Raw genomic sequence first — 26,469 nt, 5'->3', positions numbered from 1 at the left:
GTTTGAAAGTTAAAGAATACAAATGAGATTTGTTTGACAATTTTTAAAATGGGGTAGTAAGAGGTAACGGTAAGACTACTAGTTACTTAAGTTACGAAAAAAAAACTATAATAGCTGCTTTATTTTGAAGGAAACTTAGGATTAGGATGAAAAGCTTAGCGTTTTTTGTATTTTTGCGCGACAAAAAAAAATCATGCTATGCCTATTTATTTCTTACTCTTTTTTTGTTGGATAGTAATTGCTTGCAATAACGAAACAAAGGTGTCGAATAGCAATGTTGTTGAAAAAGAAAGAACAATATTAGAACTCGACCATGCTAAAAATTTCACCATTGAAAAAGAAGGTACTTATACCATTTTGACTATTACAAAAGCTTGGAAGAATGCCCAAGAGGAGTTTCAGTATGTTCTATATCCTAGAGAAGAACAAGCACCAACCAACTATCCTAATGCGGTTACTATTCCAGTACCTGTGGAGCGGATTATTTGTACAAGTACTATAGATGTGGCTTTCTTAGATTTTTTGGAGGCTACCGATAAGATTGTTGCCATGTCCAATGGGGCTTATGTTTATAATAAAAATGTTCAGACAGCTCTAAAAGAAGGACGTGTGATGGATATTGGGGGCAGCAATACGATTGATTATGAAAAGGCCTTGACAAGCAATGCAGATGTTGCTATGGTATATAGCATAGGTGATCAGGCTTCTTATAAGAAATTTAATGAGATGGGAATACCTGCGGTGTTGCTGTCTGATTTTATGGAGAAAACACCCTTGGGTAGGGCAGAGTGGGCAGTGTTTGTGGCTTGTTTGTTGGGAAAAGAGAACGAGGCATTGAGAAAGTGTAGCCAAATTGCGGCAAAGTATCAACAACTGCAAGAACGGGCGACTCGGCATAACAGAAAGCCTACTGTTTTGACAGGGGCTGTTTACAAAGGCACTTGGTATGTTGCGGGGGGCAAAAGTTTTATGGCAACCTTTATTCAAGATGCTGGGGGGCGTTATTTGTGGGAAGAAGATAATAGTTTGAGTGGTGTGCCACTTGATTTTGAAGCGGTATATGCCAAGGCTTTGGAGGCAGATTACTGGATTAATATGTCTAGTTGGACGAATAAAGACGACTTAGTTGACTCGGAATCCAAATACCAAGATTTTAAAGCCTTTCAAGAAGGGCAACTATACAATTATTATAAAAGAGGCACGGCACAGGGTGGTTCTGATATTTTTGAATCCGCTATTGTAAACCCTCACTTAGTTTTAAAAGATTTGATCCATATTTTTCATGACGAGCAAGTAGAGGAAGATAGTTTGTACTATTATCAGGAACTCTAAAAAGTTACTCAATAGGATTGATTTTATTAAACTTCATTGTATACGTGCGAATTTAATAGAGCACCTTTAGTTAACCAGCTAAACAAGAAGTAAGAACTATTAAAAACTTTAGCGTAATTGTCTATTGGAACTAAAATAAGCATACTTATTGTCCTGCTAATTGCATTGTTTATGCTGAATTTAGCATGGGGCTCTGTTGTTATTCCCTTGGATCGCATACTAGATGCTTTGTTAGGAAATGCAAGTATTAAGAGTGATGCTACTATTGTTTGGAGCTTTAGAATGCCTAAAATAATGGCTGCAATATTTAGCGGGGCTAGTTTGGGGGTTAGCGGTTTGTTAATGCAAACGTTTTTTAGAAATCCTATTGCAGGTCCTTTTGTATTGGGGATTAGTTCTGGGGCTTCTTTAGGAGTGGCTTTATTTATCTTAGCATCAGGATGGTTGTCTTCCTTTGCATTTTTTGCTTTTTGGGGAACTAGCAATTGGATGTTGATTTTGATGGCAATGCTAGGGGCAGGGCTTGTGCTCTTTTTGTTGATGTTAATTTCTTGGCGCATTTCCGATATTAATACCTTGTTAATTTTGGGATTAATGTTTGGTAGTGCTACCAGTGCGATTGTATCTTTGTTGCAGTATTTTAGTAGTCAACAAGCGTTGCAGCAGTTTGTATTGTGGTCAATGGGAAGTTTGACAGGAGTAACTTGGGAAGAATTGACATTATTAGCTCCAATTTGTGCTCTATTTATACTATTGACATTTGGTTTGAGTAAAACATTAGATGCTCTGTTGTTGGGAGATCAGTATGCTTTGAGTATGGGCGTAAATGTTCGTCGAGCACAACAACAAATTATTGTAGTGACCGCTGTTTTGGCAGGAGGGATAACGGCTTTTTGCGGTCCCATTGCTTTTGTTGGGATAGCCGTTCCTCATTTAGCTCGGATGTTTTTTCAAACACATCGACATTTTGTATTGTTATTAGGAACCATTCTATTGGGGATGATAACCTTATTGTTGTGCCAATTTATAGCACAGTTGCCAGGAAGCGATCAGATGTTGCCAATCAATGTAGTAACGTCTTTTTTGGGAGCTCCAATGGTTATTTATATTGTTTTATCACGAAGAAGTATTTAGTTCTAAGGAATAGTCCGTTTAAATTCTTTTCTATTAGATGATTTGTATTAAGAGATTGGAATTATAAGGAGGTTTTGGTAGAATAAAAAAATAAGAGAATGAAAAAAGAAATGCAAATAAGGTTGGTTGTTGGGACAATTTGCCTATTGATTGCTGTTTATGTAGGGTGTGATTTACGAACGTTGTATCGTCAAGATCAACTTTGGGGACAACGAGTACTTTGGTTTTGGTTGTGTGTTTGGGGAAGTATTTTAGCCTTCTTGGGACAATATATTACCACATTACCACAAAGAAACAAACTATTGGGAGCGAGTATACTTTCTGGTGTCCTACTTGCGGGAGGTTTTATGCCCATGCCTACTTTTTTTCTTATGTTTATAGGATTCATACCTTTGCTTTGGGCAGAAGATATTGTCTCTAAAGAGCGGTCAACCACCTCCAAATGGACCATTTTTAAATTGGCATTTAATACATTTCTTATTTGGAACCTATTAACGACTTGGTGGATTCAAAACAGTTCTTTTATAGCTGGTATGTTGGGGAATACATTGAATGCTGTTTTTATGACCATCCCTTTTATTTTTTATCATGTAACAAAAAAAAATATGGGGCAACGTGCGGCGAATTTAGGTTTTCTGAGCTTTTGGATGACCTTTGAAATAGGGCATTTAACTTGGGATATTTCGTGGCCTTGGTTAACCTTGGGGAATAGTTTTGCACACTTGCCTAGCTTAGTACAATGGTACGAATTTACGGGGGTTTTTGGAGGTTCTTTGTGGATATTGGGAATTAATATTTGGATTGCAGATGGTTTGTTTAAGTATTGGTCTCAAGAACAGCCTTCTGGTTCTTTGGCAGCTGTTTTCATCAAACCAAGCATTGCTTTTATTGTTCCAATTCTTGTTTCTCTAGCTATTTATTATAGTTATGACGTGACGACCGAGAAAGCTGTTGAAGTGGTTAGTGTACAGCCTAATTTTGAACCACATTATCAAAAGTTTAGTATTCCTCAAGAACAGCAGTTGACACGTTTTATGGAATTGACAGAAACTGCTGTAACCGATCGAACTGCTTATGTTTTATTTCCAGAAACTTCTTTTAGAGGTATAGAAGCTAATAAACTAGAAGAAAGTCAGTTAATTAAAACACTTCGTGCATTTACAGGAGCGCATCCTAAGTTGAATTTAATTACGGGATTAAGCACCTATATTCGTTACAAAGAAGGAGAGCCTAGACCAGATAACGTTTATACGTACTGTAATTCAACGCAAACACAATGTCAGTATAGAGATGCACACAACGCAGCCATACAGTTGAACAGTCAAACGAAAGAAATTCCTTATTATAAAAAATCAAAGTTAGTTCCTGGTGCTGAGAGCATGCCTTATATTGGTAATATTCCTTTTTTCAAAGGCTTAATTCTTGATTTGGGAGGAGCACCAGGCTTGAGTTTGGGTATTCAGGACAAACGAGCCGTATTTACTTCTAGTCAAGGCGCCGTAGCCCCTTTAATTTGTTATGAATCTATTTATGGCGACTATGTAACAGATTATATCAAAGAAGGCGCAGAAGCATTATTTGTAATTACCAACGACGGTTGGTGGGATAACAGCAATGGGCATCGCCAACATTTGTATTTATCTTCTTTAAGAGCGATTGAAAATCGCCGTTATGTCGTTCGCTCTGCCAATACGGGCGTTTCTTGTTTTATCAATAGTAGAGGCGATATTTATCATCCAACGAATTATGATGAAGCTATTGCCATTCGAGATGACATCTATTTAAACGATAAAGTAACCTTTTATACATTGTATGGCGACTTGATTGGTCGAATTTCCATTTTAGTATCTATTTGGTTGTTGGTTTCTATGTTGGCCAATGGTTTGAGGGGAGAGAAGCACAGTACCTAGTGAGAGAAAATTTAAAATTTTAGAATTCTCAAAACTATTCTATCAGTTATTAGTTATATAAGAATATTAGTTGGAGCCCTAAATTAGTCGTCCTAATTTAGGGCTTGTAAGTATGGAATCAGAGTAGTTTAAAATTTATATTCTTCAAAGTAGGAACAAAATCAAGTATTTGTAGCTTGAAGGTAGAATTTAAATAGATTCTCAAAATAATTATCAAAATACACATCAATTATGCTTAAAAAAATTGGAAAGGGCTTGTTAAAAGGGCTTGGAATTATCTTACTTTTATTAGTAGTTGCTTTTGTGGTGCTGTATCTGGTTTACAATGAACCTCTTCCAGAGGGTAAACAAGGTCCAGAGGCAGAAGCTCTAGCGCAAAAAATGCTAACAGCAGTAAATGCAGAGGCTTGGGATCAAACGAATTATATAGAATGGACGTTCTTGGGGATGCACGAATACATTTGGGACAAAAAACGCCATTTGGTAGAAGTTCGTTGGAATGACAATCGAGTATTGTTAAATCCTAATACTATGAAGGGGAAAATTTATGAAGATGGAAAGGAACAACCAGACGATCAAGAGACCTTAGAGACGGCTTATTCGTATTTTATAAATGATGCTTTTTGGATGAATGGCTTTGTTCAAATTCGCAACGGAAATCCAGAATTAAGAACGGTGGATTTAGAAGATGGATCGCAAGGTTTGTTGGTGACTTATCCAACAGGAGGCGTGACTCCTGGCGATTCTTATTTATGGCTTCTGGATGAGACGGGGCTACCAAAAGCATGGAAAATGTGGGTAGGAATCTTACCAATTGGTGGTTTAAAGGTAACTTGGGAAAATTGGGAAACATTCTCTACTGGAGCAAAGGTAGCAAAAAATCATAATGCGGGTATAGCTGATGTAGAATTGACAGGCGTAAGAGCCTACCAAACCTACCAAGAAGGAGGGTATGAAGAAGATATTTTTGCACCAATTTTAGGTTTGTAAAAGAATCTTTGGGGTATAAGGATAGTTTCTAGATATTACTATGCTGCTCAACAAATAGCAGTATCTAGAAACTATAATTTTTATCATCGACTACGGATGTCCATCAGAATCCCATTTTTAGGTCGTAAGGTGATTAGCGGTTCGGGGACTACTTCAGGTGCATTAGGGGCAAGAGATAAGTTGAACTGTTGCAATAACAATGTTAGCACAACTTTCATTTCCATCATAGCAAAACTATTGCCAATGCACATCCGTTGCCCTGCCCCAAAAGGAATATAAGCATATTTGTGCCGCTTTTTCTTCTGGTTGCTTTCAAAACGTTCTGGTTCAAAAGCAGTGGGGTTTTCCCAATAATCGGGGTGGCGATGTAGCATATATACATCTAAAATTAATCGAGTATCTTTTTTGAATAGATACCCATCCATAGTTGTTTCATGGGCAACTTTTCGTACGATAGTCCAAGCAGGAGGATACAAACGCATGGATTCTTCCAAGACCATTTGTGTGTAGGTGAGTTCCTTCAAGTTTTGGAATGTTGGTGGTTTGTCTTGCAACACCGTATCAATTTCTTGCTGTAAGATTTTTAGTTTATCAGGATGCTGCGTTAGTAGATAAAAAGTCCACGACAAAGCGTTGGCTGTTGTTTCGTGCCCTGCTACAAAGATAGTGATCGATTCATCTTTTAACTGTTGATTGCTCATTTTTTCTCCCGTATCTTCATCCTCTGCATTCATCAGCATACTCAACAAATCATTGTGAGTACTAGGGTTTTCTTGCCTATCTTTAATAATATTTAAAATTAAGCTACTACTATAAGCACGAGCTTTTCTATAAGCACGATTTTTGGAGGTAGGAACCCAAAACGGAGGCTTAAAAGGTGTCATGATTCGCTCTGCCAAGTACTCATTTTCTATCGTAACTGCTTGCTGAATTTTTGAATAATCGGTTTTTAATTCAGTACCAAACAAACATTTGGTGACAATATCAAGTGTCAAAAAATTCATTTCATCCGTTAACTGAACCTGTGTTTTCTCTTTCCAAGAGGCGACTATTTTTTGCGTAGAAGCAATCATAATGTCCAACAATTTTTTCATGCTTTCTCTATGAAAAGCAGGCTGGGCAATACGGCGTTGTTTTTTCCAAAAATCACCTTCACTAGTCAATAAACCATTCCCTAAAGAATACTTTAATATTTTATAATCATCGCTCTTGGCATAATCCTTTTTGTTAGAGACCATTATCTCTTGAATGTGCTTAGGGTTTGCAGTCACATAGATTGTGTATAGGTTGGAGTTGACATTGTAAATATCACCGTATTCTGCAAAGGTATTAACAAAAAAAGCTAGAGGATCATTTAGAACAACTAAAGAATTTCTAAAAAACCAATGATCGGCAGGAATGAGCGGAACTTCTTTCATGATAATAGGTGTTTGTTGCGTTGTAAAAAAACTCCTTTAAGATACGCTATTTCGTTTGATTTTGCAAGGAGAGGTTGGCGTGATGTATGCCCAATTCAAGTAAGTTTTAAAAGGACTCTTACTTCTAGAAGAGTAGTTGCTCAACGCATCGATGATTGATGGAGGTTTTTCTTTGCTTTTTCTAGATTTTGAATTAGAACTTGAGGATCTTTTCCAAAATACCCAAATGGTGGTATTAGAAGATTACCATTAGGACTTAAAAGTACATAAAGTGGTTGAGTTGATTTTTTAAAGAGTGTCCGTTCAATTGCAGTATTAACAGCGCCTAAGGTTTTAAATTTTAAAATTTGTTGTTGAGCAAGCGAATCAAAATTTATTGTTTGAATGAATTGTTGCAAGGTTTTTTGATCCAATGAAGTTTTGTCATCAGTATATAAATCGATTGATATAAAATCTTGATTAAGTAGTCTTTTTACAGCTTTATTCGTAATAATATGATGTTCAAAGCTATTGTAACCTATACAGCTCCAACATGTAAAATGAAGAAATATAGGTTTGTTATTTTGATGAGCAGATTGTACACCTTGTAAATAGTTGTTATAAGGTGCGTATGTTATGTCTGGTTGGCAACCTAGTTGACAAAAGCAGAATAGTGCAAAAATAATCCTTCTCATTATTGGTAATATAAAAGCTAGAAATAAAATTAGGTTATTGAGCATCACTCAACAACCTAATTTCTAATATTTTGACACCCGATGGGATTCAACGTTTTACTCCTTAATCATTTCAAGCCAATAAGGGTAAGCGTCAATTTCTAGTTTTATCATATAAACTCCCGCAGGATAATTTTCTAAATCAGGAATGCGAACTTCTTTGATTTCTCTACCTTTGGTAGTCGTGGTATAAGTAAATTGTTCTGCCATTAATTTATTATAAATACTTATTTTTAATACAGCAGGCTTTCGTTGTTCAATAAACAGATGCAACTCATCATCAATAGGTTTGGGAGTGTAGTATAGTTCCCCTTTGTGATCAACAACAATACTTGCTTTTAACATTGTAAGATAAGCAAAAAAGAAATTAGGAATTCCATACCCCAAAGAAGAATCTGGTTGATTAGATATACTACCACTTAGGCGAATAGCATCTTTGATTTCTTCGCTTGTTTTGTCGGGGTGCGCTTGTTTGAGAGAGGCAACCATACCTGCCATAACGGGAGAAGAAAAGGAAGTACCATTGGTTCTTGTGATGTCATATTTGTTTAGATTGGCAACAACCGTATAACGTCCTTGTGCTGCTACATCTGGTTTGATTCTGCCATCGGGAGTAGGTCCCCAAGAGCTAAAGCTGGCTCTAGTCCCATTGGGGCGAACAGCAGCGACACTCAAAACGCCTTCGGCATCGGCAGGGGTTCCGATATAGTGCCAATTACCATCGCCTTCGTTACCAGCACTATTGACAATCAAAATTCCTTTGGAAGCACCAATGTTAGCGCCTCGACTAGAAAGGGCTGTCTTTCCATCCAATTGATGGTATTTATAGGACATGGTCGTATCGTTGAAGCCCGTATAACCCAAGGAAGAATTAACGACATCAACTCCTATGCTATCTGCGTGTTCTAGGGCAGCTACCCAGTTGAATTCTTCTGTTCTAAATTCTCCTCGAACATCTTCGGTTTTAAACAAGTAATAAGAAGCATCAGGAGCTGTGCCTACAATCAAGTGTGGTGCTTTAGACCCCATACAAGCGAGGACATTGGTGCCATGCGAACTACTTTCGTAAACAAAATCGTCTCCTTCTACAAAATCGTGTGTTCCCAATAAACGATTATTAGTGTAAATACTATCAAAAACAGGCATTCGATAAACATCCAAAAAGCCACCATCAAAGATAGCAACATGGATGCCTTTTCCTGTATATCCGTATCCGTGCAACACGTCACCGCCTAGCATCTTAATTTGGTTATCTGCTTGACCATAATAGTCTATTTCATGTTTAGAAGCATCTACAGAAGGTTTGTTTTTTTTCATATTAGGTTTGGTAACCTTTCTAAATTTGCCCAAGGGTTTAACCGATTTGACAAAAGGTAACTCATTAATTTGCTTTAATAAGTTCTTATCTTTGGTATAAATCGCAATAGAATTAAGCCACTTTGATTTTGCGTGTAGAGGAGCTCCTAAGCCGATGACTTGTTTGATGTAATCAGGAGTGATGGGCAAGTCATTTTCTTCAATGGGAATCCCCATTGTGATCCTACGTTGGATAGCTCTAGCAGATAAAAAATCTTGAGGACGAAAAATACTGTAGGGAGTATTATTTTTGTCCGTAAATTCAACCCAATGTAAGGTATGATTATGATGGTTGTAATCCTCTTTTTGGGCTTGGATAGGATGAATTAGAAATAAAAAAAATAGTATCGTTAATGCTTTCATTCTAATGGTTTATGACAATTAATTGGAAAGTAATCGTTCAAAAATAAGCCCATTTTTTGTTCTTATTTTTTCTGACCTCTTACTTATGAAGAACTAATGATAAACAACAAGTTCACAAATTTTGAATAACTTCTGCTCGAATCTACTAAATATTGTAGAATAAATTCGAAATAAGGATAAATAGAATCGACCAACTTAAAAAGTCTTGTAGACTAGAAAACAGCCGAAGGAAAGTAATCGTTCAGAAAAAATGACAGAAAACCTCATAACAACTTGTTGGAGCTGAATGAGACCTATACTAAGATTTGTTTGATCACACAATTAATGAACCAGTTCTACCCAGTGTGTTTTGCCCCACAACTTGATTTGCAACGCATAAACTCCTTGACCATAGTTTTTGAATTCTTTGAGTGATATTTTATTAATTATATTGGCTTGAAGTTCTTCTTTTCGATGATGTAATTGTTTGCCCCAAATATTATACAAAGTTAATTCAATAGGAGTTTTTTGAGCATTTTCTACGTAGACATGTACATTATTATTGACAATCCTTTTGGGGTGATCCAGAAGACCCGATTGATGTATAAAAATACTAGAATCCGATAGGGTTAAGTAGGCTTGAAGAAAATTGGGAATACCTTTTCCCAAAGAAGAGTCCGCATGTAATAAATGTGCGCTATTGACTATGGCACTTTTTAGCTTTTTATTGGATACGGTAGGAAAGGCTTGTTTTAACGTTGCCACCATTCCAGTCAAGACAGGACAGGCATAAGAAGTGCCATCACCATATCCTACATCATAAGTAATCATAGAAGCATAGGCAGTGCCTTCTCCTAATGCAGCTACATCGGGTTTGATGCGCCCATCGTAGGTCGGTCCCCAAGAACTAAATGTTGCTCTACTGCTATCTCGTTGAACAGCCGCAACTGTTAGCACTTCCACGGCATCGGCAGGGGCAGCCAAGTAATGCCAATCTTTATGACCATCATTACCAGCGGCATTGACAATCAAAATGCCTTTGGCACTAGCAATGTTCGCACCTTGGGTAATTAAGGTGCTTTTTCCATCCAAATCTTTGTATTGATAAGACATAGAGGCATCCCTAAAACGAGTATATCCCATTGATGAATTGACAATATCTATTCCAACACTATCGGCATGTTCTAAAGCAAGCACCCAGTAAAATTCTTCCGCTCTAAATTCTCCTCGAATATCTTCTGTTTTAAATAAATAATAATAAGCATCAGGAGCCGTACCAATCATCAAATAAGGTTGCTTAGCTGCCATAATTGATAGGACATTGGTGCCATGAGTACTGCTTTCATAGACAAAGTCATCGCCTTCAACAAAGTCATGGGTACCTAAAATTCGGTCATCTAAGAATAGGCTATCAAACACAGTCATTCTATACGCATTTCTAAAGCCACCATCAACAACACCAACATGTACTTCTTTTCCTGTGAAGCCCAATTGATGAAGCTTTTCACCTCCAAGCATTTCAAGTTGGGTTTTAGCTAAACCATAGGGACTTACTTGATGTTTTGAGCTATCTATAGCAGGTCTTTTATGGTAAATTTTTGCTTTTTTTGCTTTTCGAAACTTGCCAAGAGGTTGAATAGATTTTACAAAGGGGAGGGCTTCAATTTGTTTGAGAATACTTTTACTTTCTGTATGAATCGCAAGCGCATTAAACCACTTGGATTTTCCTTGGATAGGAGCCAATGCTTCTATTGTTTTAATATATGACATAGAGATAGGAATATCCAGCATATCAATGGAAACACCTTGGGTCGCACGTCGTTCTAAAGCTCTAGGACTTAAATATTCTTGCGGAGAGAAAAGGCTAAATGGACTATTCTTTTTGTCTGTTAGTTTTACTAAATGCAAGTCATAGAGATGCTTGTCTGTATCAGATTGTGCAAATGTAAACGTACTTACAACCAATAAGAAAAAACAATGAAGGGTATTCATACGAATGGTTTTCTTCAAAAAATAGGACAAATAATAAAAAGGTTTTAAGTAAACTAACTTTTTTTTGCCAAAAGTATTATATTTCTTAGCTTTTTATCTCCAATAGCCCACTTAAACCACGTTAGTCACATCAGAATTAGCCAATTAGTAGATTTATTTTAACGGTGTTGGGTCGTTTTATTTCCCATTTAAAAACCAACAAGTTAGAGTGAATAATGTCTTATGACTTCGTGGAAGAATATTTAAATAGTACTCAGAATTACCAAGAGTTAGTTATGCTTGTACCTTCATAACAAAAGGAGGAACAATGAACGATTACATAACATTACTTTGGGAAAATTTGCAGCGTATCAAAATTAATAAACTATGTTAAGAATTGTACTCCTATTGTTGGTGTTAAGTAGTTGTGGAATGGACTTGTCTGCTCAGTGTGGTACCCGTTACAAAAGCCGTTATTTTAATACTATTCAAGTATTTAGAAATGTGAAATACAGTTTGAATGCGCCAGCTTTAATTGGAGCAACTCTAACGACCGAAACAACTTTTAACAAAGACTTAGTGATGGATGTTTTTACTCCTCCAGTAACAGATACTGTAAGCAAACGCCCTGTTGTTATTTTGGCACATGGGGGAGGATTTATTAATGTTGCTTTTATGGGGGGAACTGTTTTGGTTGGAACGATGCAAAACGAAGATGTGCAAGCATTGGCAGATACTTTGGCACATTGGGGATTTGTAACAGCAAGCATTGAGTATCGTTTGGGGTTTAATATTGCCAGCCCATCGAGTTTAAAAAGAGCTGTTTGGAGAGGGGCACAAGATATGAGTGCTGCCGTACGATTTTTTCGTAAAAATGCAGCATGGTTCAACATTGATCCCAATAAAGTTTTTGTAGGAGGAAGCAGTGCAGGAGCATTTTGTGCGATTCATAGCACCTTTGTGGATTATACCGAACGCTTACCAGAGAGCTATGAATTAGTACCTATTTTTAAAAAAGACTTAGGACCTTTACATAGTCGCCCAGTTGTCGAATTAACTAGTTTTAATCCTTTTAATGGTTCATCAGTTTTGGCAGATGATGTGGATTCTATTCCTCAAGGAATCGCAGCTTATTGGGGGGCTATAGCCGATTTAAGTTGGATGGCACATGGTAATAATAAAGCTCCTATGGTTATGTTTCATGGAACCAATGATTTGATTGTTGATTATAAGTGTGCCAAGCCTTTTTCAGGTGTAGTTTTGACAGCGCCCAATACCTGTGGTACCTATATGATGGATTCGGTGATGAATACGTTTAACCTTCCACATCAAACTTACTTTGCGCAAGGAGAGGGACACGAATATTGGGGGGCTTTAAATGGAGACTGGCTGCCTTCAGGACCAAATGCACATTGGCAGAGTATTATAGACAAGACAGCGGATTATTTTTATGATTTAATGCGTCCTACACCTCCTGTATTAAGTGGACCAGATACCGTATTGCCTGCAACGAATTATACTTATACAGTTGCCAATCCTCATCCAGACCATCGTTATTGTTGGGAAGTAACTGGGGGCGTTATTGTTTCACCTGTTACAGATGCTGCAACAATAGATGTCGAGTTTTATAATGGAGGGAGCCAAGGTTTTGTACAAGTTAGTGCAATTGACGCTTCGAAAGTGGCTAGTGAAAAAGCTTTGAAATTTAGCGCAATTACAACAAGTATCAACACCAATAAAGTACTTGTTCCCAAGCTTGGAATTCAATTACAACCCAACCCCGCTTATCAGTCGTGTCGTGTTCACATTCGTAGTCCTAAAAATGAGGCAGCAACCATTCGTTTAGTCAATGCGCTAGGACAGGAAGTATACACGCATTTTATACCGTTATCAATAGGAAACACAACTGAAGTTTTAAACATACAAGATTTGCCTCAAGGAGTATATAGAGTCGTTGTTACCACAAAGAAACACCGAATTATGGAGACGCTAGTAATACGCTAAGGTATAAAAAAGTGCTCTAACAAACTATCTCGCTTGGCAGAGGAAATAGTTATCTGAGTATCATCGTCCATGATTAATATAGGACTCTTTCCTCGAATAAATTTCTTTACATATTTGGGATTAATGATATGAGAGCGATGCACCCTTTTGAAATTGTATTCTTCTAATATTGTCGTATATTCCCCCAAGTTTCGAGATGTCCAAATTGGTTCTTGGTCTTTGATAATGAATAGCGTATAGCTTTTGTCCGATTGGCAACGGATAATATTGTCGATGGGTACAAAGATATAACCATCAGAGCAAGCCAATGCAATTTTTTGATGGTTTGGGGTTTGCGCATTTTTATCTACTAGACTGTAATTTTCTTTTGTCGTAGGCAAGGGGCGGACTTGGTTTCTAAAACGATCCAAACTTTCCATTAATTCTTCCAAATTAATTGGCTTCATCAAATAATCCAATGCCGCCAATTTTAGTGCTTGAATGGCGTATTGACTAAAAGCAGTTGTAAAAATGACTTTGAAATTAATTTCATCAAAATACTTATACAAACTAAATCCGCTTTCTTTGGGCATAGCGATATCTAGAAAGACGAGTTGAGGTTGGTGTTTTTTTATCATTTCTACACCTTCATGGACATTGCCAGCTTCTGCTAAAACTTTTACGCCATCGCAATAGTCTTCTAGCATAGATTTTAATAGCTTTCTAGTATTTACTTCATCTTCGACAATTACACAAGTTATAACTTTCACGAAATGTTATTTTATTGAGTTAAAAAGAGAAATTCATTGGTGGTTACTGAAAATCAGAAAAAAGATAATCCGTAATGGGAATCCAAAGCTCCGTTCTAGTTCCTGAAGATTGATTTTTAATATTTGTTAAATCACTTATTTTGTAAGTTGTTTTTTTTGCTGTTGTTCCATGAGTTCGGTTGAGCATAGTTAAGCGATCTTGTGTAACAAAGCTACTACTTTTTTGGGTAGTGTCGTTATCCTTCCATGCATTATAAGTATCGGCTAGTTCCAGACCGACCCCATCATCTTCTACGGTACATTTTATATAGTTGTCTTCTAATTCTAGTTTGATGAGTAAATGCCCATCTGCTTCTTTATGTAAAAAACCATGTTTGAAACTATTCTCAACGATAGGTTGTATCAGTAAGGGAGGAATGTGCAGCCCTTCTTCTTCAAAAAGAGGGTCTATGTCAAATTGTACCGTAACATCATATTTTAATCGAATTTTTTCAAGGTCAATGTAGAGCTTTAAAAAATCAATTTCATCTTTTATGGGAATACTTTTTTCATTGGAATAATTAAAAATTAATCGCATTAATTTAGCAAACTTAGCATGATATATTAAGGCTGTTTTGGAGTCTTTGTACATCCAGAAGCTTTGTATGGTACTCATTGCATTAAAAATAAAATGAGGATTCATTTGTGCTTGAAGCGCTTGCATTTTAAGCTGCATAATTAAATTTTGAGTGGCTTGTTTTCGCTGAAGGAACTGATAACGAAGTCGCACTAAACCAATAACAATTGACAAAGTAATAAAACCAATAATCGTTTTAAACCACCAAGTTTCCCAATAAGGTGCTTGAATGCAGAACGATACACCTGCTGGAGTTTTGCTCAGGACACCATCTTCATTCCTAGCGCGGACTTCAAAGGTATATTGTCCTGCATTAAGACTAGGAAAGCGAACAAAATTAGTACTACTAGTTTGCGAAATCCAAGTAGTATCAAGCCCCAAGAGCCTATATTCATAGGTATAGGTGTTCCTGCTTTTTAGTGCTAAAGCTTGGAAGGTAAATTGAATGTTATTTTTCTCATAAGGAAGTGTTGTAAATTTGTTGAAAGCAAGACTACTATCGTTTACATTCCATTGGGTAATCCTAATTAATGGAGCTGTTTTATTCATAGAAGGCGTATTAACATCAAAAGCAATCAAACCTTTGCTAGAAGTTGCCCAAACTTTTTTATTGGCAATTTCTATGCGATCTATATTGTTGGTTAACAAACCATCCAATTGATTGTACAGCTCTATTTTTTTAGTATTAGGCTGTATTTTAACAATTCCAAGGTTGGTTCCAACCCAAATATATGGATAGTCAGCAGCAATTGTTTTGCAGTTATTACTTGGTAGCCCATCGTCTACTGTAAAATGATAAATTTCTTTTTTATTTTTAATACCATATAGACCTTGATTGGGAGTGCCCACCCATAGAATACTATCTTGAGCTTGGCGAATGGTAATAGGTGTGATAGCCTTTCCTTCTTTAGATAAAACCGAATAGGGAACAGCATCTTGCCAATAAAATAAACTATCGTTGATTCCTGTCCAAAAACGGGAGGTGTCTGCTATGTCTGTAGATAAAGCTGTTATACGTTTACTGGCTATAAAACCTTGGAGTTTTCCTTCATCACAAATAGTCTTATCTACATGATACTTGAGTGGTTTGTTAAAAACATCTTTAGTAGGTCTTTTGTTATCTAGAGGATAGGTTATTAAAGCAAGAAAGGTACCTACAATAAGTTGATTTTTTTTATAAATTATAGAATGATGACCTATGCCGTGACAACTCGATTTTATGCTTTGATCAGATAGAGATAATATATAATTATTGGCAGAATTGAACAATATTTGGTTGCGGATAGTGTCACATAGAATATTGGTAGTAGGATACATATCTACAGGAGGATACAAGGTGAATTCCAAAGATTTTGTATTGAGTTTTGATATACGACCGTGTGTTCCAAGGAATAAATCTTCTTTTTTCTTAGCTAAAGCACCAATTTTAGAGTCGGGCAAAACGGAGTTTTTAGAATCAAAAAAAGTCATTTTTAAAGATGGAATGATCAAGACTCCATGACCTAGTGTGCCTAACCAAATATTGCCGTCACGGTCAACAAGTGTTGCACTGATTTGTTCTTTTTTTAAGAATAGGCCTTGATGTTTCCAACGTTTGGTATACTTGTCTTGCAATAACACAACAATTCCTTTTTGTGTACCAATTAGAATGGTACCTTTGTTACTATAAATTGTAGCTATTCCCTCATAGCTTGCAATTAAAGCATGGTTTCTAAGTTTAGAAACGGAATCAATATGATCAATATACACTTTGGTAGTCGTAGCAATTAAAGCAGAATCATTTTCAAGCCCTATGATAATAATATGTCTGTTTGAGCTAGAAAGACTAGGAATAACCCCTTTGGAATAAAAGGCTTCTTTTTTTCGTAGCCATAACTCATTGTTACAATCAATATAAAGTAGAGAAGAATCATTAACTTGGTCTCTAGAAAAAAAGCCAATGCTGCATCGTAGATTATGGTTGCTTTGGAATTTACCTATTTTCCATTGTTGACTTTTGAAGTGGTACGTGTAGAAATTGACGGAGGAAAGAATCTGCAAATATTCTTTTGTCAATGAATATTCAAAATAAGTATTTAGTTTGATGGAATCTGGAATGGGGAAGATTTGAGCGGTATTGTTAGAGTCAATAAAAAACAACTGTCCTGCAAAGTTCTTATACCAAATAGTTCCTCTAGAATCTTCTTGAATAGAAGCTGCCGACGTGCGTTTTTGATCTTCAGAGGTATATGTAATAATTTCTTTTCCATCGTATCGGCAAAGACCTCCATCTGTTGCAATCCACATATAGCCTTTGGAATCTTGGTATAAACCGTAGATCTCCATATTAGGAAGACCATCGTCGTCTGTCAATTTCCAATGGTAGGGATCTTGTGCATTAACGAAAGTATAGAAAAAAAGTAGCAGGATTATGTAGGCATATGTTCTCATTACAATCGAATATAACAATTTTTTTGCTGTTAATCTCTCAATTATTCAAAAGAAATTGGATGTTGATCAGCCTTTATACATAAGACAGGACTACGGTGCTACTTCGTATTACTTATTTACAATAGTTAGCTTCGCTCACGAAGTGATCAACGAACTACTATTATTTAAAAACTTGTTTATAAAAAGCCTCCAGTTTTACAGCTTCTTTTTCCCAAACAAATACTTCGCGTGCTTTTAAACAGTTGGCTTGTAAGGTTTGATAAGCTTCAGGTTGCTCAATAATTTTTTTGATGCTGCTAACGATAGTTTCAGGGGTCAAATCATCCAATAAAAGACCCACAGGATGTTCTTCGATAATCATGGCATATTCAGGAAAGTTCATATTTAAAGAAGGTTTTAGGGCTTGAATGTAATCAAAGAATTTATTAGCTAAAGAATAATAATAATTAAGCCCTTTATTTTGTAGCAAATTAACTCCTAAGTGCGCTTTTAGAGTAACTGCTTTAAGTTCATGAGGCTGTATATAGCCCAAGAATTTGACTTGACGCTCTAACCCTAATGTTTGAACTAATTGACGAAGTTCTTGAGAACGATCTCCTTCACCTGCCAACCAAAACTCAACCTCTGGTAACTGTTGTAAGGCAGCAATCATTTCTTCTAAGCCACGTCCATCGTTTAAAACACCTTGATAAAGTAGAATAAAAGGCGTTTGAAAAGATAATTGCTCAATAGGTTTGGTCTGCTGAAAAGGAACGTTTCTGATAACTTCAAAAGAAGTATGGTAACGTTTTTGAAAGACTTCTTGCAAGCTTTGACAAACCGTATAAGCGTGTGTTAACTTAGGAATAGTGTGTTGGGCAACCCATTCCCAAATTCGTTTTGTCGTCGGTCTTTGGACTACTTCTGGTACTTCTGTAAAATACTCATGAGCATCATAAATACAAATTTTCCTTTTTATGCGACTGCTGTAAAAGCCTGCCAAAATCGTATCCAAATCAATGCTACAAACAGCATCAAAACGATGCCACATCAAAAAGAAAAACAGTCGAATATTATATTCTAAATAAAAAAACTTACCTCGCTCAAAAAAACAGTTCAAACGTTTTTGTTGGAATGCTTGTTGGCGCAATGGTTTTGAGTTGGGACGCTGGCGACCAATCAGCCAAACATTGTAGCCTACATTTGCGAGACTTGTACAGATGCGAATCATACGCTGGTCGTAAGTTAAGTCATTGGTAACCGTAAAATATATTTTCTTCATTAAGAGGTTGGATATACTAAATTTGGATAAAGAAGAAAGCCCCATCAAAAGCAAAAGAGCCATTTTGAAGGCACAAAATGACTCTTTTTTATTAAATATCGTAATTCTTAATACTAAGTATTTTCTAGAACCTCTTCAGTAGTATTTTCCAAATCATCAAAGTCATCTTCAAAGTCTTTGAATTCATCTTCTAGTTGTTTTTTCATTTCTGCCTCAATTTTTTCTTTATCTTGGTACATCTTATCAAGTGATTCGATCAAGCTTTTTAAGCTATTTTTATTGGCATCTTTCAAAATGGTTTTAGCCATAATCTCGTTGCCTTTTCCAATCATTTTTACGGTACTTACATTTTGGTATTCGCTCATCATTTTAGACAAGCTCAAGCTATTAGGATCCATTGGCAAGTAATTGGCAATAACATCGTAGTTTTGGTTGATAAGATTGTAATCAAGGAACATACCTACCCATCCTGATTGCAATTCATTGACAACTTTATTGTTGGTGCCAGCAATCGCTTTGTCTAAGTGTGCATTTGAGTTAGATACTAAAATGACATCGTCTTTGACAATCGCAAAAAACTGCATAGGAGTAGCATCTGGGTCCATGATACTTTGTTGTCCTGTGAAAATGTACTTGTCTCCATCTTTGGATACCATAGAACCTACTTTAGTCAACAAACTATCCATAAATGCCTTGTTTTTTAGCCCAACGGCTAATAAAACAGCAGGATCGTTGTCTTGAGCTGTTGGGGCATAAACATTAACAGCCATATCTCCTGTAATGCCGTTTTTGATTTGACCTAAATCTAGCCCTACAAATTTTAAATAGTTGTCTACGAACTGATCTAGCCCACGTTTTGCCATGAAATTTAAAACGCCATCTACACTGATACCAAATGTCATGGAAGCGGCTGCATTTTCGGCAGGGAGGTAGCTAGCATAATCAACGGCTAGTTTATTAGGGAAAACATCACCTAGTTCTTGAACTAAAACCTCGCTAAAATCAAAATAAGTACCAGCATCCATTTCACCCTTTTTGAAGTCGTAGAAGAAAGACATATAGTTTCCTTTTAAGCCTTCTTCTGGTATTTGAGCCATGGCAAGTCCTCCTTTGATAGATCTTCCTGTTTCAGGATTTTTGAGCATTGCCTCAACGATAGGGTCTGCGCTCATCCAAAACATAATGTCTTTGCTCTCTTTTAGGTGTTTTTTAAAGTTAGCGTTCGAGTGAATATTTTCACTACTAGGGTTGAGCATATTCTTAATCTTTTCATCATCATTGAAGCTAGTAAAAGCTAAAAGATGTTCGCTTTGAATCAAAAATGCATCGTTATCTAAAGCAGTAATCGTATAGCCATCCTTAGCTTCTGGTTGAGCCTCTTTTTCCTCTTTGAGTGCTATTTGAACAGCAGCATCCATTTTTGCTTTGTCTGATACTGGCAACATAAAAGCAGCTTCAAATGATTTTTCTGACATGTTCTCTGGGACAGAAAAATAAACTCCCATATTACCTGCCATATTAATTCCTGCTGCTTCTGGATCTTCCAAAAACGGAACCATTTCTGGTGATTCTTCTTTCGCTTTTTGAATAAAATCTTTAAAGAAAGAGGTTTGCTTTAGGCTAGCATAATCTGCCTTTTTCATTAATTGTTTGGTGTTCATTAAAAAAACACCTGTAGCATTGGCAGGAATAGCGTTGGAAACATCAGCAGAGCCTTTAACACTAGGACCTCCACAAGATCCAAGCACAAAGAGAATGGATGCTGTTAAGAATACAGCAAGAAGTTTCATTGTTTTTAACATTGGTGGTTATGATTTTTTGGTTAGATGAAGCGGGATATTACCCCCTGAAATATATAGTATTTTAAGTGTTCTTTGAAATTGCTCAAATTTAAAGGTGTTTTTGGGCAACTTCTTGTATTGCGATTTGTGTTTTTTCACAAAAATAGCCATTTTGCGTTTGATATAGATTGTGACGTAGGGTTGAGGTTCAAATGAAAAACAACCAAAATGTTTTGGAAGTTCAAAGATGCTCAATCGATAACCAGCTTGGTATGTCTGTTTTGTAAAGTGATGTATATAAGGAGAGGGAAGTAAACATTTAATTGTAATGAATTTTCATTTCGAAATGGTTATATATTTATAGTTATAAGTATTAGTATTGATTATAAATAACATTAGATACACATACTTTACATTAACATTTTTTATTCTAAAATGATTCACAATTTAGGTATTATTTTTTAGTAGTCCGCTAATTTTTTGCTTTTTTAAGAAAAAATGAAAAACAAGTGCATTGGATTGGGGTAGGATCATTATTATTGTTTGAATAACCTCATTATTAATAACTTGTTTCTAGTTAAGGTTTTGGTTGCTAGAAGGTTAAGTTTTTTTGAGAAGCTATTGTATTTTTTAATTTTTAAAACAATAATTTAATGAAGTCGAACTATTTTTTGATTTATATAGTTGCTTTTTTTCTTACGTGGGGATGTACTTCTGAGACAGCTAATAAGGGAGGGGCAAATGGTAGCAATGGAGAAGGTCCAATTACACACCAATTGGATACCGCAGTTGGTTATTGTTTTCAATTATTCGAAGAAAACTTGATAGAAGCAGTAGAAATTGGAATAGATGGAAATAAAATAACAGGAGAAGGGCGTCGAGTTTACCCTAGCATACAAGCAACTTATTATCTACGGTTTGAGGGTATATTGAATGGAAATTCGGCTGAAATGGAAATTTATGCGACTAATGCTAGAGACAGCAAAAAAACGTTGAATCATCGAGAAACTTGGGAGATAGGGGAAGAAGTATTAAAGGTCAAAAATAGAAAAATAGAAAATGTTGAAGGGGATTACACTTTTTATCGTGTTGCTTGTCAAACTCAACGAAATGAAGACTCTACGCTATACGATAGTTTTGATGGTTTTAATGAGGATGGTTATGCTGTGGTTTCTAAAAATGGTAAATATGGCGTGCTTAATAAAAATAATGAATTGACTGTACCATTGTTTTATCGTGATTTAGGGGTTATTAGCGAAGGGACAGTCATATTTTTTGATGAACATATCGGCATGTATGGCTTGCTGGATGCAACAAATGGAGAAATGTTAGTTGAGCCGAAATATCTTGAAATGATGCGTTTTAGCGAAGGGCTAGCGGCCTTTCTAACAGAAGAAGGAAAATGGGGATTCATGAATAGAGATTTGGAAGTAGTGATTAAACCTCAGTTTTTTAATGTTAATTTCTTCAAACCAGATCCCTACCGAAAGGCATTTAACGAAGGTTTGGCAAATGTAGAAACAGAACCAGGAATTTGGAACTATATTGACAAAACTGGAGATGTGGTTATAGCAGGCGACTTTTTTCATACGAAGCCTTTTGAAAATGGAGAAGCTTCTGTTTATAAAGATAATAAATGGTATTTTATAAATAAAGGAGGAAAGTGTGTTAAAAATTGTGACTAATATTGTATCTTAAAAAGGGTTAATTTGTGGCAATATATTTTAGTTATTGATATTTGAATATATATTTGTCTTGTAAATAGGCAAGTAATTTGCAGTATTTACTACGATTGGTATTGCCAATAACAGTCTACTAACAGAAAGGTAAATTAGTCGAATGTTAGGTCAAAAATGTACTCTAAACTGATTTTAAACACATAAATTTAAGTATGAAAAAAATCATTTTACTCTTTGCTTTTTTAGCGTTGCATACTACAGAAACAACAGCGCAACCACCTGAAGGACACGATGAAAATCTAGTGCCTAATCCTGATTTTGAGGCTTTAATTGGTCGAAGACCAGAATCGGATGTTGATGGCTCAGGTATTTTTCGTTATAATATGGTGGCTTGGAAAAGTCCAACAATGACGACACCAGATGTTAAAATTGGGCTTCCGTCTGATATTAAACGAGCCAAACGGGATGGGATTGATTTGGATAAGCCTCATTCTGGATACAAAATGGTTGCTATTCTAACTCACAATCCAGAGTCAGAGAGAGACGATACGTATAGAGAATATATACAAGTCAAGTTGAAGAAGCCATTGATCAAAGGTCAAGAATATTATTGTGAATTTTGGGTTTGTAGAGCTAGATTAGCTCGTTACGTCTCTAATAATATAGGGGTTGCTTTATCGCCTACTAGATTGAGCGAAGAAGGTTGGAAGCCATTGACAAACATTGTCCCAGATTATAACTATGATGAATTGATTAATCCTAAAAAAAGAGAATGGCAGCGCATTTCATTTACCTTTATTTCACCCAACCGCTCAGAATATTTGTGTATTGGAAATTTCTTTAACAACGAAAAAACTAAGATGGTAGAGGTAGAAGATCCAATACAGGCTACAGTAGACGAAAAAGCATTTAATAATGCTTATTATTTGATTGATGATGTTATGCTTTGTGCGACTAGTATTCCTGAGCCTGAACCAGAGCCCGAACCAGAACCAGTTGCTCCACCTCCTGCTGTTGGTGCAGTGATCAAACTGGATCGAGTGTTTTTTGAAACGGCAAAATGGGCATTGTTGCCTGAGTCTCATGAGCAATTGGATGAGTTGGTTAGTTTAATGAATGAATACCCCTCTATGGAAATTGAAATTCATGGGCATACAGATAGTAGAGGAGACAATGATTACAATCAAAATTTGTCTGAAAATAGAACAAAGTCCGTTTATGAATATTTGGTTGATCAAGGAATTGATGCTTCAAGAATGCAATACATAGGATATGGAGAAAGCAAACCAATTGCTAACAATAAATATGCAGATGGTCGCCAACTAAATCGTCGAGTAGAATTTGTTGTGACACATATTGATGCCGAAAATACGGTGATAGAACACAGTAATGAAGTTACTCCTTATACTGATAATGATTAGTATTTGAGTCTTAGCATTCTGTCAAGTAAATTTCTTTCATTTTTAGAATGCTTAGCTATTATCTTAAAAATGCTGAATTTGAGAATTCTCAAGTTCAGCATTTTTTATTCAAAGCAAAAGAGTAGGGAAAAAAACTACTCCTCGAAAAAAGCACGTTTCCAGAAGCTTTCTTTTAATTTTCTAGCGTGTTTGCCCTTTGGACCACCCCAGCCATGTCGTTCGTTGGGATAGAACATCATTTCAAATTCCTTGCCTGCGTCTTGCATTTTATCAATCAACTGAATGCTATTTTGAACATGGACATTATCGTCCATCAATCCATGCGTAATCAGTAATTTTCCCTTATATTTGTCAACATGACTTAACACAGACCCTTGTTGGTAACCTTTTTCATTTTGTTGGTAAGTGTCCATATAACGCTCGGTGTAAACATTGTCATACAATTGCCAATCCATAACAGATAAATTGGCAATGCCATGTGTAAAATAATCTGCACCATAAGTTAGTGCCAATGCAGACAAATACCCACCATAACTACTGCCTGTAATACCCATGCGATTAGTATCTACAAAAGGCTGTTTTTTGAGCCAATTCACAACAGCAAAATAATCTTCCATTTCCCACTTTCCTAAATTTCGATGCATGTAGTCCAATCCCTTTTTTCCAAATTTACCAGAACCTCGATGAGCGACAGAAACAACAATAATTCCCATATCGGTTAGGTTATTTCCATTCCATCCCCTCCATGCATCCTTAATGCCACCAGCATCAGGACCACCATAAATTCTAAAAACAACAGGATATTTTTTCTTTTTATCAAAATTACTAGGCAATGTCCAAACGACAGGTAGGTCAAATTTTCCATCTGTTGATGGCACCCGAAATAATTCCATTTTATGATGCAAAGTAGGATCAAATTCAGGTGTTTGTGATTGGACAATGGTTCTAATTTCCTTGCCATTGATATCGTATAAAACTCTAGATGGCGCTTTGGAAATACTGCTATAACGATCTACAAAGTAGCTTTGTTGAGGAGATAGCATTGCAATGTGTTCGCCTTTTCCTTTAGTAAGTTGTTTTAGGTTAGAACCATCCAAATTAACAGAGAATAAATGCATGTCGGTATTAATCGTACCTGTTCCTTCAAAGTAGACAATCTGCTTTGCTTCATCTACTTTTTTTATACTATTAATCCGCCACGGAACATCTGTAATTGTTGTCTTTAATTTTCCATTCAAATCATAATAATAGAGATTATACCAATCGTTTTGGTACGACCTAAGAATAAAACCACTGTTGTCTTCTAGCATATAAATATCTTTAAAGAAATCAACCCATGTAGGGCGACTTTCTTCGTAAATTCTTTTGGTAGAACCATTTTGGGGATTGGCTAGCAAGAGTTCAATCTTATTTTGATCACGAGGCATTTTTTGAAAAAGCAATTGTTTAGAATCTTTGGTCCAAAATGGCCAAGCGATGTATTGGTCTATATTTTTATCAGTATCTACCCAAACTGTTTTGTTGGTTGTTATATTGCAAATGCCTAGAGCAACAAGTGGGTTGGGGTCTCCAACTTTGGGATAGTGCATTGTTTCCAATTCTCCATGAACGCCTGTAGACCGATAAATTGGAAAAACAGGAACAGGGCTATCATCAAATCTTAAATAAGCAATTTGTTTGCTGTCTGGCGACCACCAAAAAGCCTTGTAATAAGAGCTACGACCTAAAATTTCTTCATAATAGACCCAAGATGCCCAGCCATTGTAGACCTTATCCGAACCATCTGTTGTTAATGGCGTTTCTTTGCCCGATTCTAAATGAAGTGTATATAAATTACCTTTTCTAGTAAAGGCGATGTATGCATTATTGGGAGAGAAAGTTGGGTTTTCTTCCAAATCCTCATGTTTCGTCAGCTGGCGAACTTCTCCTGTGGCTTTCTCAAAGAGGTACAAATTGTTATCTTTGGTTAGAATGACTTGTTTAAAATCTTTAGTATGTGGAGCTCTCCAAGATAGTTGAAATTCTTTTGGAATTTTTTTTTGAACTTCTTTTCTTGGGCTATTGGCTTCATAAGGGCTGGTAGATCCTGTTTTTGCATTTACTTTTAGTAGAACTATTTTTTTAGCATCTTTTTCGTCTGCTCTACGTTCTAAATAATGTTGATCATCCAACCACCCCATAAATCCCAAGCGCCAATTTTGTGCTTGAAGAATAGTAGCAATTAGAATTAGACCAATGGTGAATGTTTGTCTCATAATCGTGCAATGTGTTAATAGAATGTGTTTGATATAGTTGGTTTTTACTATTACCAATGTGTCAATAGTTCGTTGAAACCACGGAGTAGCAGCGCAGCTAACTAAAAGCGCAGCGCTCACGAAGTAAACTTTATTAGTTTATTGCATGAGTGCTTCGCAGTTGATAATTAATAAGTTACACCTTTGTTGTGTTTTGTGTTAAAATTTTGATTATCAAGCTAGTATAAATGTGTTTTTTTATCTTTTGGGTAAAGAGTAAAAAATCAACAAACTACTAATGTGTATAAAATGCCAACAAAGTCTACCAAAGAAAAGGCAAAACAGCTTTTCGATTTTCAGGATAATTTTCAAATTTATTGTGGTACCATTTGTGATGCGCTATGGCTCTAGGAGATAAATTAGCAAAAGTCCATAAAGCAAAAGATAGAGCAGGTAAAGACCAAACCATAATGGCAAAACCTATCCATTCAATGATTTCTCCCAATAAATTGGGGCAAGAAACATACTTAAACAAGCCACCTTGAGGAATTTTATACCCTGTTTCTCCTGGTTTGCGAAGGTTGAGTAAAATATTATCAGACTGAATATTGATGAACATTCCTATCAAAAAGAGCATGATACCAATCCAGAAAATAGGAGAACTTAACCATGTTTCAGGATACAAGTTTCCGTAATTGCCCAAAAAGTAACCATTGATAAAGCCATTTATAATATTAAAAAAAATAGCAGAACCCATAATCATGACAGGCATTTTCTTATTATGATCTCTTTGTCGTAGGGGGTAGATTATCGTTCGATTAAGATAGTGTAATATCCATAAACTCCAAAAAATTAAAGTAACTTTATTTGGTGCTGTACTACCTGTAAAGAAAAAATAACTGAATAGAAGAGGGGATGGCAACTCCATTAAAAACCAGCCTAATCGAGCATTAATACTAGGTCCCCAATTTTCGGATGTGTGCCGCCCAAATGGAGCGGTGACAAAAAATAAAGAAAGAAAAGTAAGGGAAGCCAATGCTATCCAGCCGTATACAATACCATAAAAAAGTGTCGTTGTCATATTGAGGGAAGATATGTGAATATTGAAAGGAAAAAATAATTAAAATA

At 36.0% G+C, this 26,469-nt stretch carries 17 protein-coding genes; 7 read left to right on the top strand and 10 right to left on the bottom strand.

Annotated features, from left to right (window positions below; all coding sequences use genetic code 11):
* Nucleotides 1-198: 198 nt before the first annotated feature.
* The 4 genes from QP953_RS18010 (at nucleotide 199) to QP953_RS17995 (ending at nucleotide 5,366) form a co-directional block, all read left to right on the top strand.
* Nucleotides 199-1,332, top strand: a complete 1,134-nt coding sequence (locus QP953_RS18010; protein ID WP_309552218.1) for an ABC transporter substrate-binding protein — start codon at nucleotides 199-201, stop codon at nucleotides 1,330-1,332.
* 171 nt (nucleotides 1,333-1,503) lie between these two features.
* Nucleotides 1,504-2,466 (top strand): iron ABC transporter permease, encoded by a 963-nt coding sequence (locus QP953_RS18005; RefSeq protein ID WP_081909558.1) that lies wholly within the window; start codon nucleotides 1,504-1,506, stop codon nucleotides 2,464-2,466.
* 98 nt (nucleotides 2,467-2,564) lie between these two features.
* A complete protein-coding gene (gene lnt, locus QP953_RS18000) occupies nucleotides 2,565-4,376 on the top strand; it encodes an apolipoprotein N-acyltransferase (RefSeq protein ID WP_309552216.1) in 1,812 nt (603 codons plus the stop codon).
* A 231-nt stretch (nucleotides 4,377-4,607) separates the two neighbouring features.
* Nucleotides 4,608-5,366, top strand: a complete 759-nt coding sequence (locus QP953_RS17995; protein WP_309552214.1) for a hypothetical protein — start codon at nucleotides 4,608-4,610, stop codon at nucleotides 5,364-5,366.
* An 83-nt stretch (nucleotides 5,367-5,449) separates the two neighbouring features.
* Here the strand turns inward: QP953_RS17995 and QP953_RS17990 are convergent, their stop codons facing one another.
* The 4 genes from QP953_RS17990 to QP953_RS17975 all read right to left on the bottom strand — a co-directional run bounded on the left by QP953_RS17990 (nucleotide 5,450) and on the right by QP953_RS17975 (nucleotide 11,187).
* A complete protein-coding gene (locus QP953_RS17990) occupies nucleotides 5,450-6,784 on the bottom strand; it encodes a cytochrome P450 (protein ID WP_309552212.1) in 1,335 nt (444 codons plus the stop codon).
* A 140-nt stretch (nucleotides 6,785-6,924) separates the two neighbouring features.
* A complete protein-coding gene (locus tag QP953_RS17985; protein ID WP_309552211.1) occupies nucleotides 6,925-7,458 on the bottom strand; it encodes a DUF255 domain-containing protein in 534 nt (177 codons plus the stop codon).
* Between the two features lie 96 nt (nucleotides 7,459-7,554).
* Nucleotides 7,555-9,216 carry a S8 family serine peptidase gene (locus QP953_RS17980; protein ID WP_309552209.1) on the bottom strand — a complete coding sequence of 554 codons (1,662 nt, stop codon included), beginning with the start codon at nucleotides 9,214-9,216 and terminating at the stop codon, nucleotides 7,555-7,557.
* 321 nt (nucleotides 9,217-9,537) lie between these two features.
* Nucleotides 9,538-11,187, bottom strand: a complete 1,650-nt coding sequence (locus QP953_RS17975; RefSeq protein WP_052597428.1) for a S8 family serine peptidase — start codon at nucleotides 11,185-11,187, stop codon at nucleotides 9,538-9,540.
* Nucleotides 11,188-11,553: 366 nt separating this feature from the next.
* Between QP953_RS17975 and QP953_RS17970 the strand changes: the two genes are divergently transcribed.
* The gene (locus QP953_RS17970; RefSeq protein WP_309552208.1) at nucleotides 11,554-13,170 is read left to right on the top strand and encodes a carboxylesterase family protein; all 1,617 of its coding nucleotides are present in this window, start codon (nucleotides 11,554-11,556) and stop codon (nucleotides 13,168-13,170) included.
* Here QP953_RS17970 and QP953_RS17965 read toward each other — a convergent pair.
* The 4 genes from QP953_RS17965 to QP953_RS17950 all read right to left on the bottom strand — a co-directional run bounded on the left by QP953_RS17965 (nucleotide 13,167) and on the right by QP953_RS17950 (nucleotide 20,016).
* Entirely contained in the window at nucleotides 13,167-13,919 is a 753-nt protein-coding gene (locus QP953_RS17965; RefSeq protein ID WP_309552206.1) for a LytTR family DNA-binding domain-containing protein, read from the bottom strand. The two genes, QP953_RS17970 and QP953_RS17965, sit on opposite strands and share 4 nt — an antisense overlap.
* Nucleotides 13,920-13,962: 43 nt before the next feature.
* Nucleotides 13,963-16,965, bottom strand: coding sequence for a histidine kinase (locus QP953_RS17960; protein WP_309552204.1), 3,003 nt, complete (start codon nucleotides 16,963-16,965; stop codon nucleotides 13,963-13,965).
* A gap of 160 nt (nucleotides 16,966-17,125) precedes the next feature.
* Entirely contained in the window at nucleotides 17,126-18,226 is a 1,101-nt protein-coding gene (locus tag QP953_RS17955) for a glycosyltransferase (RefSeq protein WP_309552202.1), read from the bottom strand.
* Between the two features lie 113 nt (nucleotides 18,227-18,339).
* Nucleotides 18,340-20,016 carry a DUF4836 family protein gene (locus QP953_RS17950; RefSeq protein WP_309552201.1) on the bottom strand — a complete coding sequence of 559 codons (1,677 nt, stop codon included), beginning with the start codon at nucleotides 20,014-20,016 and terminating at the stop codon, nucleotides 18,340-18,342.
* 644 nt (nucleotides 20,017-20,660) lie between these two features.
* Here QP953_RS17950 and QP953_RS17945 point away from each other — a divergent pair.
* The gene (locus QP953_RS17945) at nucleotides 20,661-21,692 is read left to right on the top strand and encodes a WG repeat-containing protein (protein ID WP_309552199.1); all 1,032 of its coding nucleotides are present in this window, start codon (nucleotides 20,661-20,663) and stop codon (nucleotides 21,690-21,692) included.
* A gap of 206 nt (nucleotides 21,693-21,898) precedes the next feature.
* On the top strand, nucleotides 21,899-23,107 hold the full coding sequence (locus QP953_RS17940) for an OmpA family protein (protein WP_052597416.1): 1,209 nt from the start codon (nucleotides 21,899-21,901) through the stop codon (nucleotides 23,105-23,107).
* Between the two features lie 134 nt (nucleotides 23,108-23,241).
* Here the strand turns inward: QP953_RS17940 and QP953_RS17935 are convergent, their stop codons facing one another.
* Together QP953_RS17935 and QP953_RS17930 are read right to left on the bottom strand one after the other, a co-directional pair.
* On the bottom strand, nucleotides 23,242-25,362 hold the full coding sequence (locus QP953_RS17935; protein ID WP_309552197.1) for a DPP IV N-terminal domain-containing protein: 2,121 nt from the start codon (nucleotides 25,360-25,362) through the stop codon (nucleotides 23,242-23,244).
* A 301-nt stretch (nucleotides 25,363-25,663) separates the two neighbouring features.
* Nucleotides 25,664-26,422 carry a DUF1295 domain-containing protein gene (locus tag QP953_RS17930; protein ID WP_309552196.1) on the bottom strand — a complete coding sequence of 253 codons (759 nt, stop codon included), beginning with the start codon at nucleotides 26,420-26,422 and terminating at the stop codon, nucleotides 25,664-25,666.
* Nucleotides 26,423-26,469: the final 47 nt, after the last annotated feature.

The sequence above is a fragment of the Aureispira sp. CCB-E genome, from assembly GCF_031326345.1.
Classification (GTDB): Bacteria; Bacteroidota; Bacteroidia; order Chitinophagales; family Saprospiraceae; genus Aureispira.
This window is presented reverse-complemented; position numbering and strand designations above follow the sequence as displayed.

What these genes read in the sequence shown, in the direction of transcription:
- QP953_RS18010 (WP_309552218.1), top strand. Translation starts at nt 199, where the DNA reads ATGCCTATTTATTTCTTACTCTTTTTTTGTTGGATAGTAATTGCTTGC.
- QP953_RS17950 (WP_309552201.1), bottom strand. Translation starts at nt 20,016, where the DNA reads ATGAAACTTCTTGCTGTATTCTTAACAGCATCCATTCTCTTTGTGCTT.
- QP953_RS17960 (WP_309552204.1), bottom strand. Translation starts at nt 16,965, where the DNA reads ATGAGAACATATGCCTACATAATCCTGCTACTTTTTTTCTATACTTTC.
- QP953_RS17930 (WP_309552196.1), bottom strand. Translation starts at nt 26,422, where the DNA reads ATGACAACGACACTTTTTTATGGTATTGTATACGGCTGGATAGCATTG.
- QP953_RS17945 (WP_309552199.1), top strand. Translation starts at nt 20,661, where the DNA reads ATGAAGTCGAACTATTTTTTGATTTATATAGTTGCTTTTTTTCTTACG.
- QP953_RS17980 (WP_309552209.1), bottom strand. Translation starts at nt 9,216, where the DNA reads ATGAAAGCATTAACGATACTATTTTTTTTATTTCTAATTCATCCTATC.
- QP953_RS17955 (WP_309552202.1), bottom strand. Translation starts at nt 18,226, where the DNA reads ATGAAGAAAATATATTTTACGGTTACCAATGACTTAACTTACGACCAG.
- QP953_RS17995 (WP_309552214.1), top strand. Translation starts at nt 4,608, where the DNA reads ATGCTTAAAAAAATTGGAAAGGGCTTGTTAAAAGGGCTTGGAATTATC.
- QP953_RS17935 (WP_309552197.1), bottom strand. Translation starts at nt 25,362, where the DNA reads ATGAGACAAACATTCACCATTGGTCTAATTCTAATTGCTACTATTCTT.
- QP953_RS17970 (WP_309552208.1), top strand. Translation starts at nt 11,554, where the DNA reads ATGTTAAGAATTGTACTCCTATTGTTGGTGTTAAGTAGTTGTGGAATG.
- QP953_RS17940 (WP_052597416.1), top strand. Translation starts at nt 21,899, where the DNA reads ATGAAAAAAATCATTTTACTCTTTGCTTTTTTAGCGTTGCATACTACA.
- QP953_RS17975 (WP_052597428.1), bottom strand. Translation starts at nt 11,187, where the DNA reads ATGAATACCCTTCATTGTTTTTTCTTATTGGTTGTAAGTACGTTTACA.
- QP953_RS18005 (WP_081909558.1), top strand. Translation starts at nt 1,504, where the DNA reads ATGCTGAATTTAGCATGGGGCTCTGTTGTTATTCCCTTGGATCGCATA.
- lnt (WP_309552216.1), top strand. Translation starts at nt 2,565, where the DNA reads ATGAAAAAAGAAATGCAAATAAGGTTGGTTGTTGGGACAATTTGCCTA.
- QP953_RS17985 (WP_309552211.1), bottom strand. Translation starts at nt 7,458, where the DNA reads ATGAGAAGGATTATTTTTGCACTATTCTGCTTTTGTCAACTAGGTTGC.
- QP953_RS17990 (WP_309552212.1), bottom strand. Translation starts at nt 6,784, where the DNA reads ATGAAAGAAGTTCCGCTCATTCCTGCCGATCATTGGTTTTTTAGAAAT.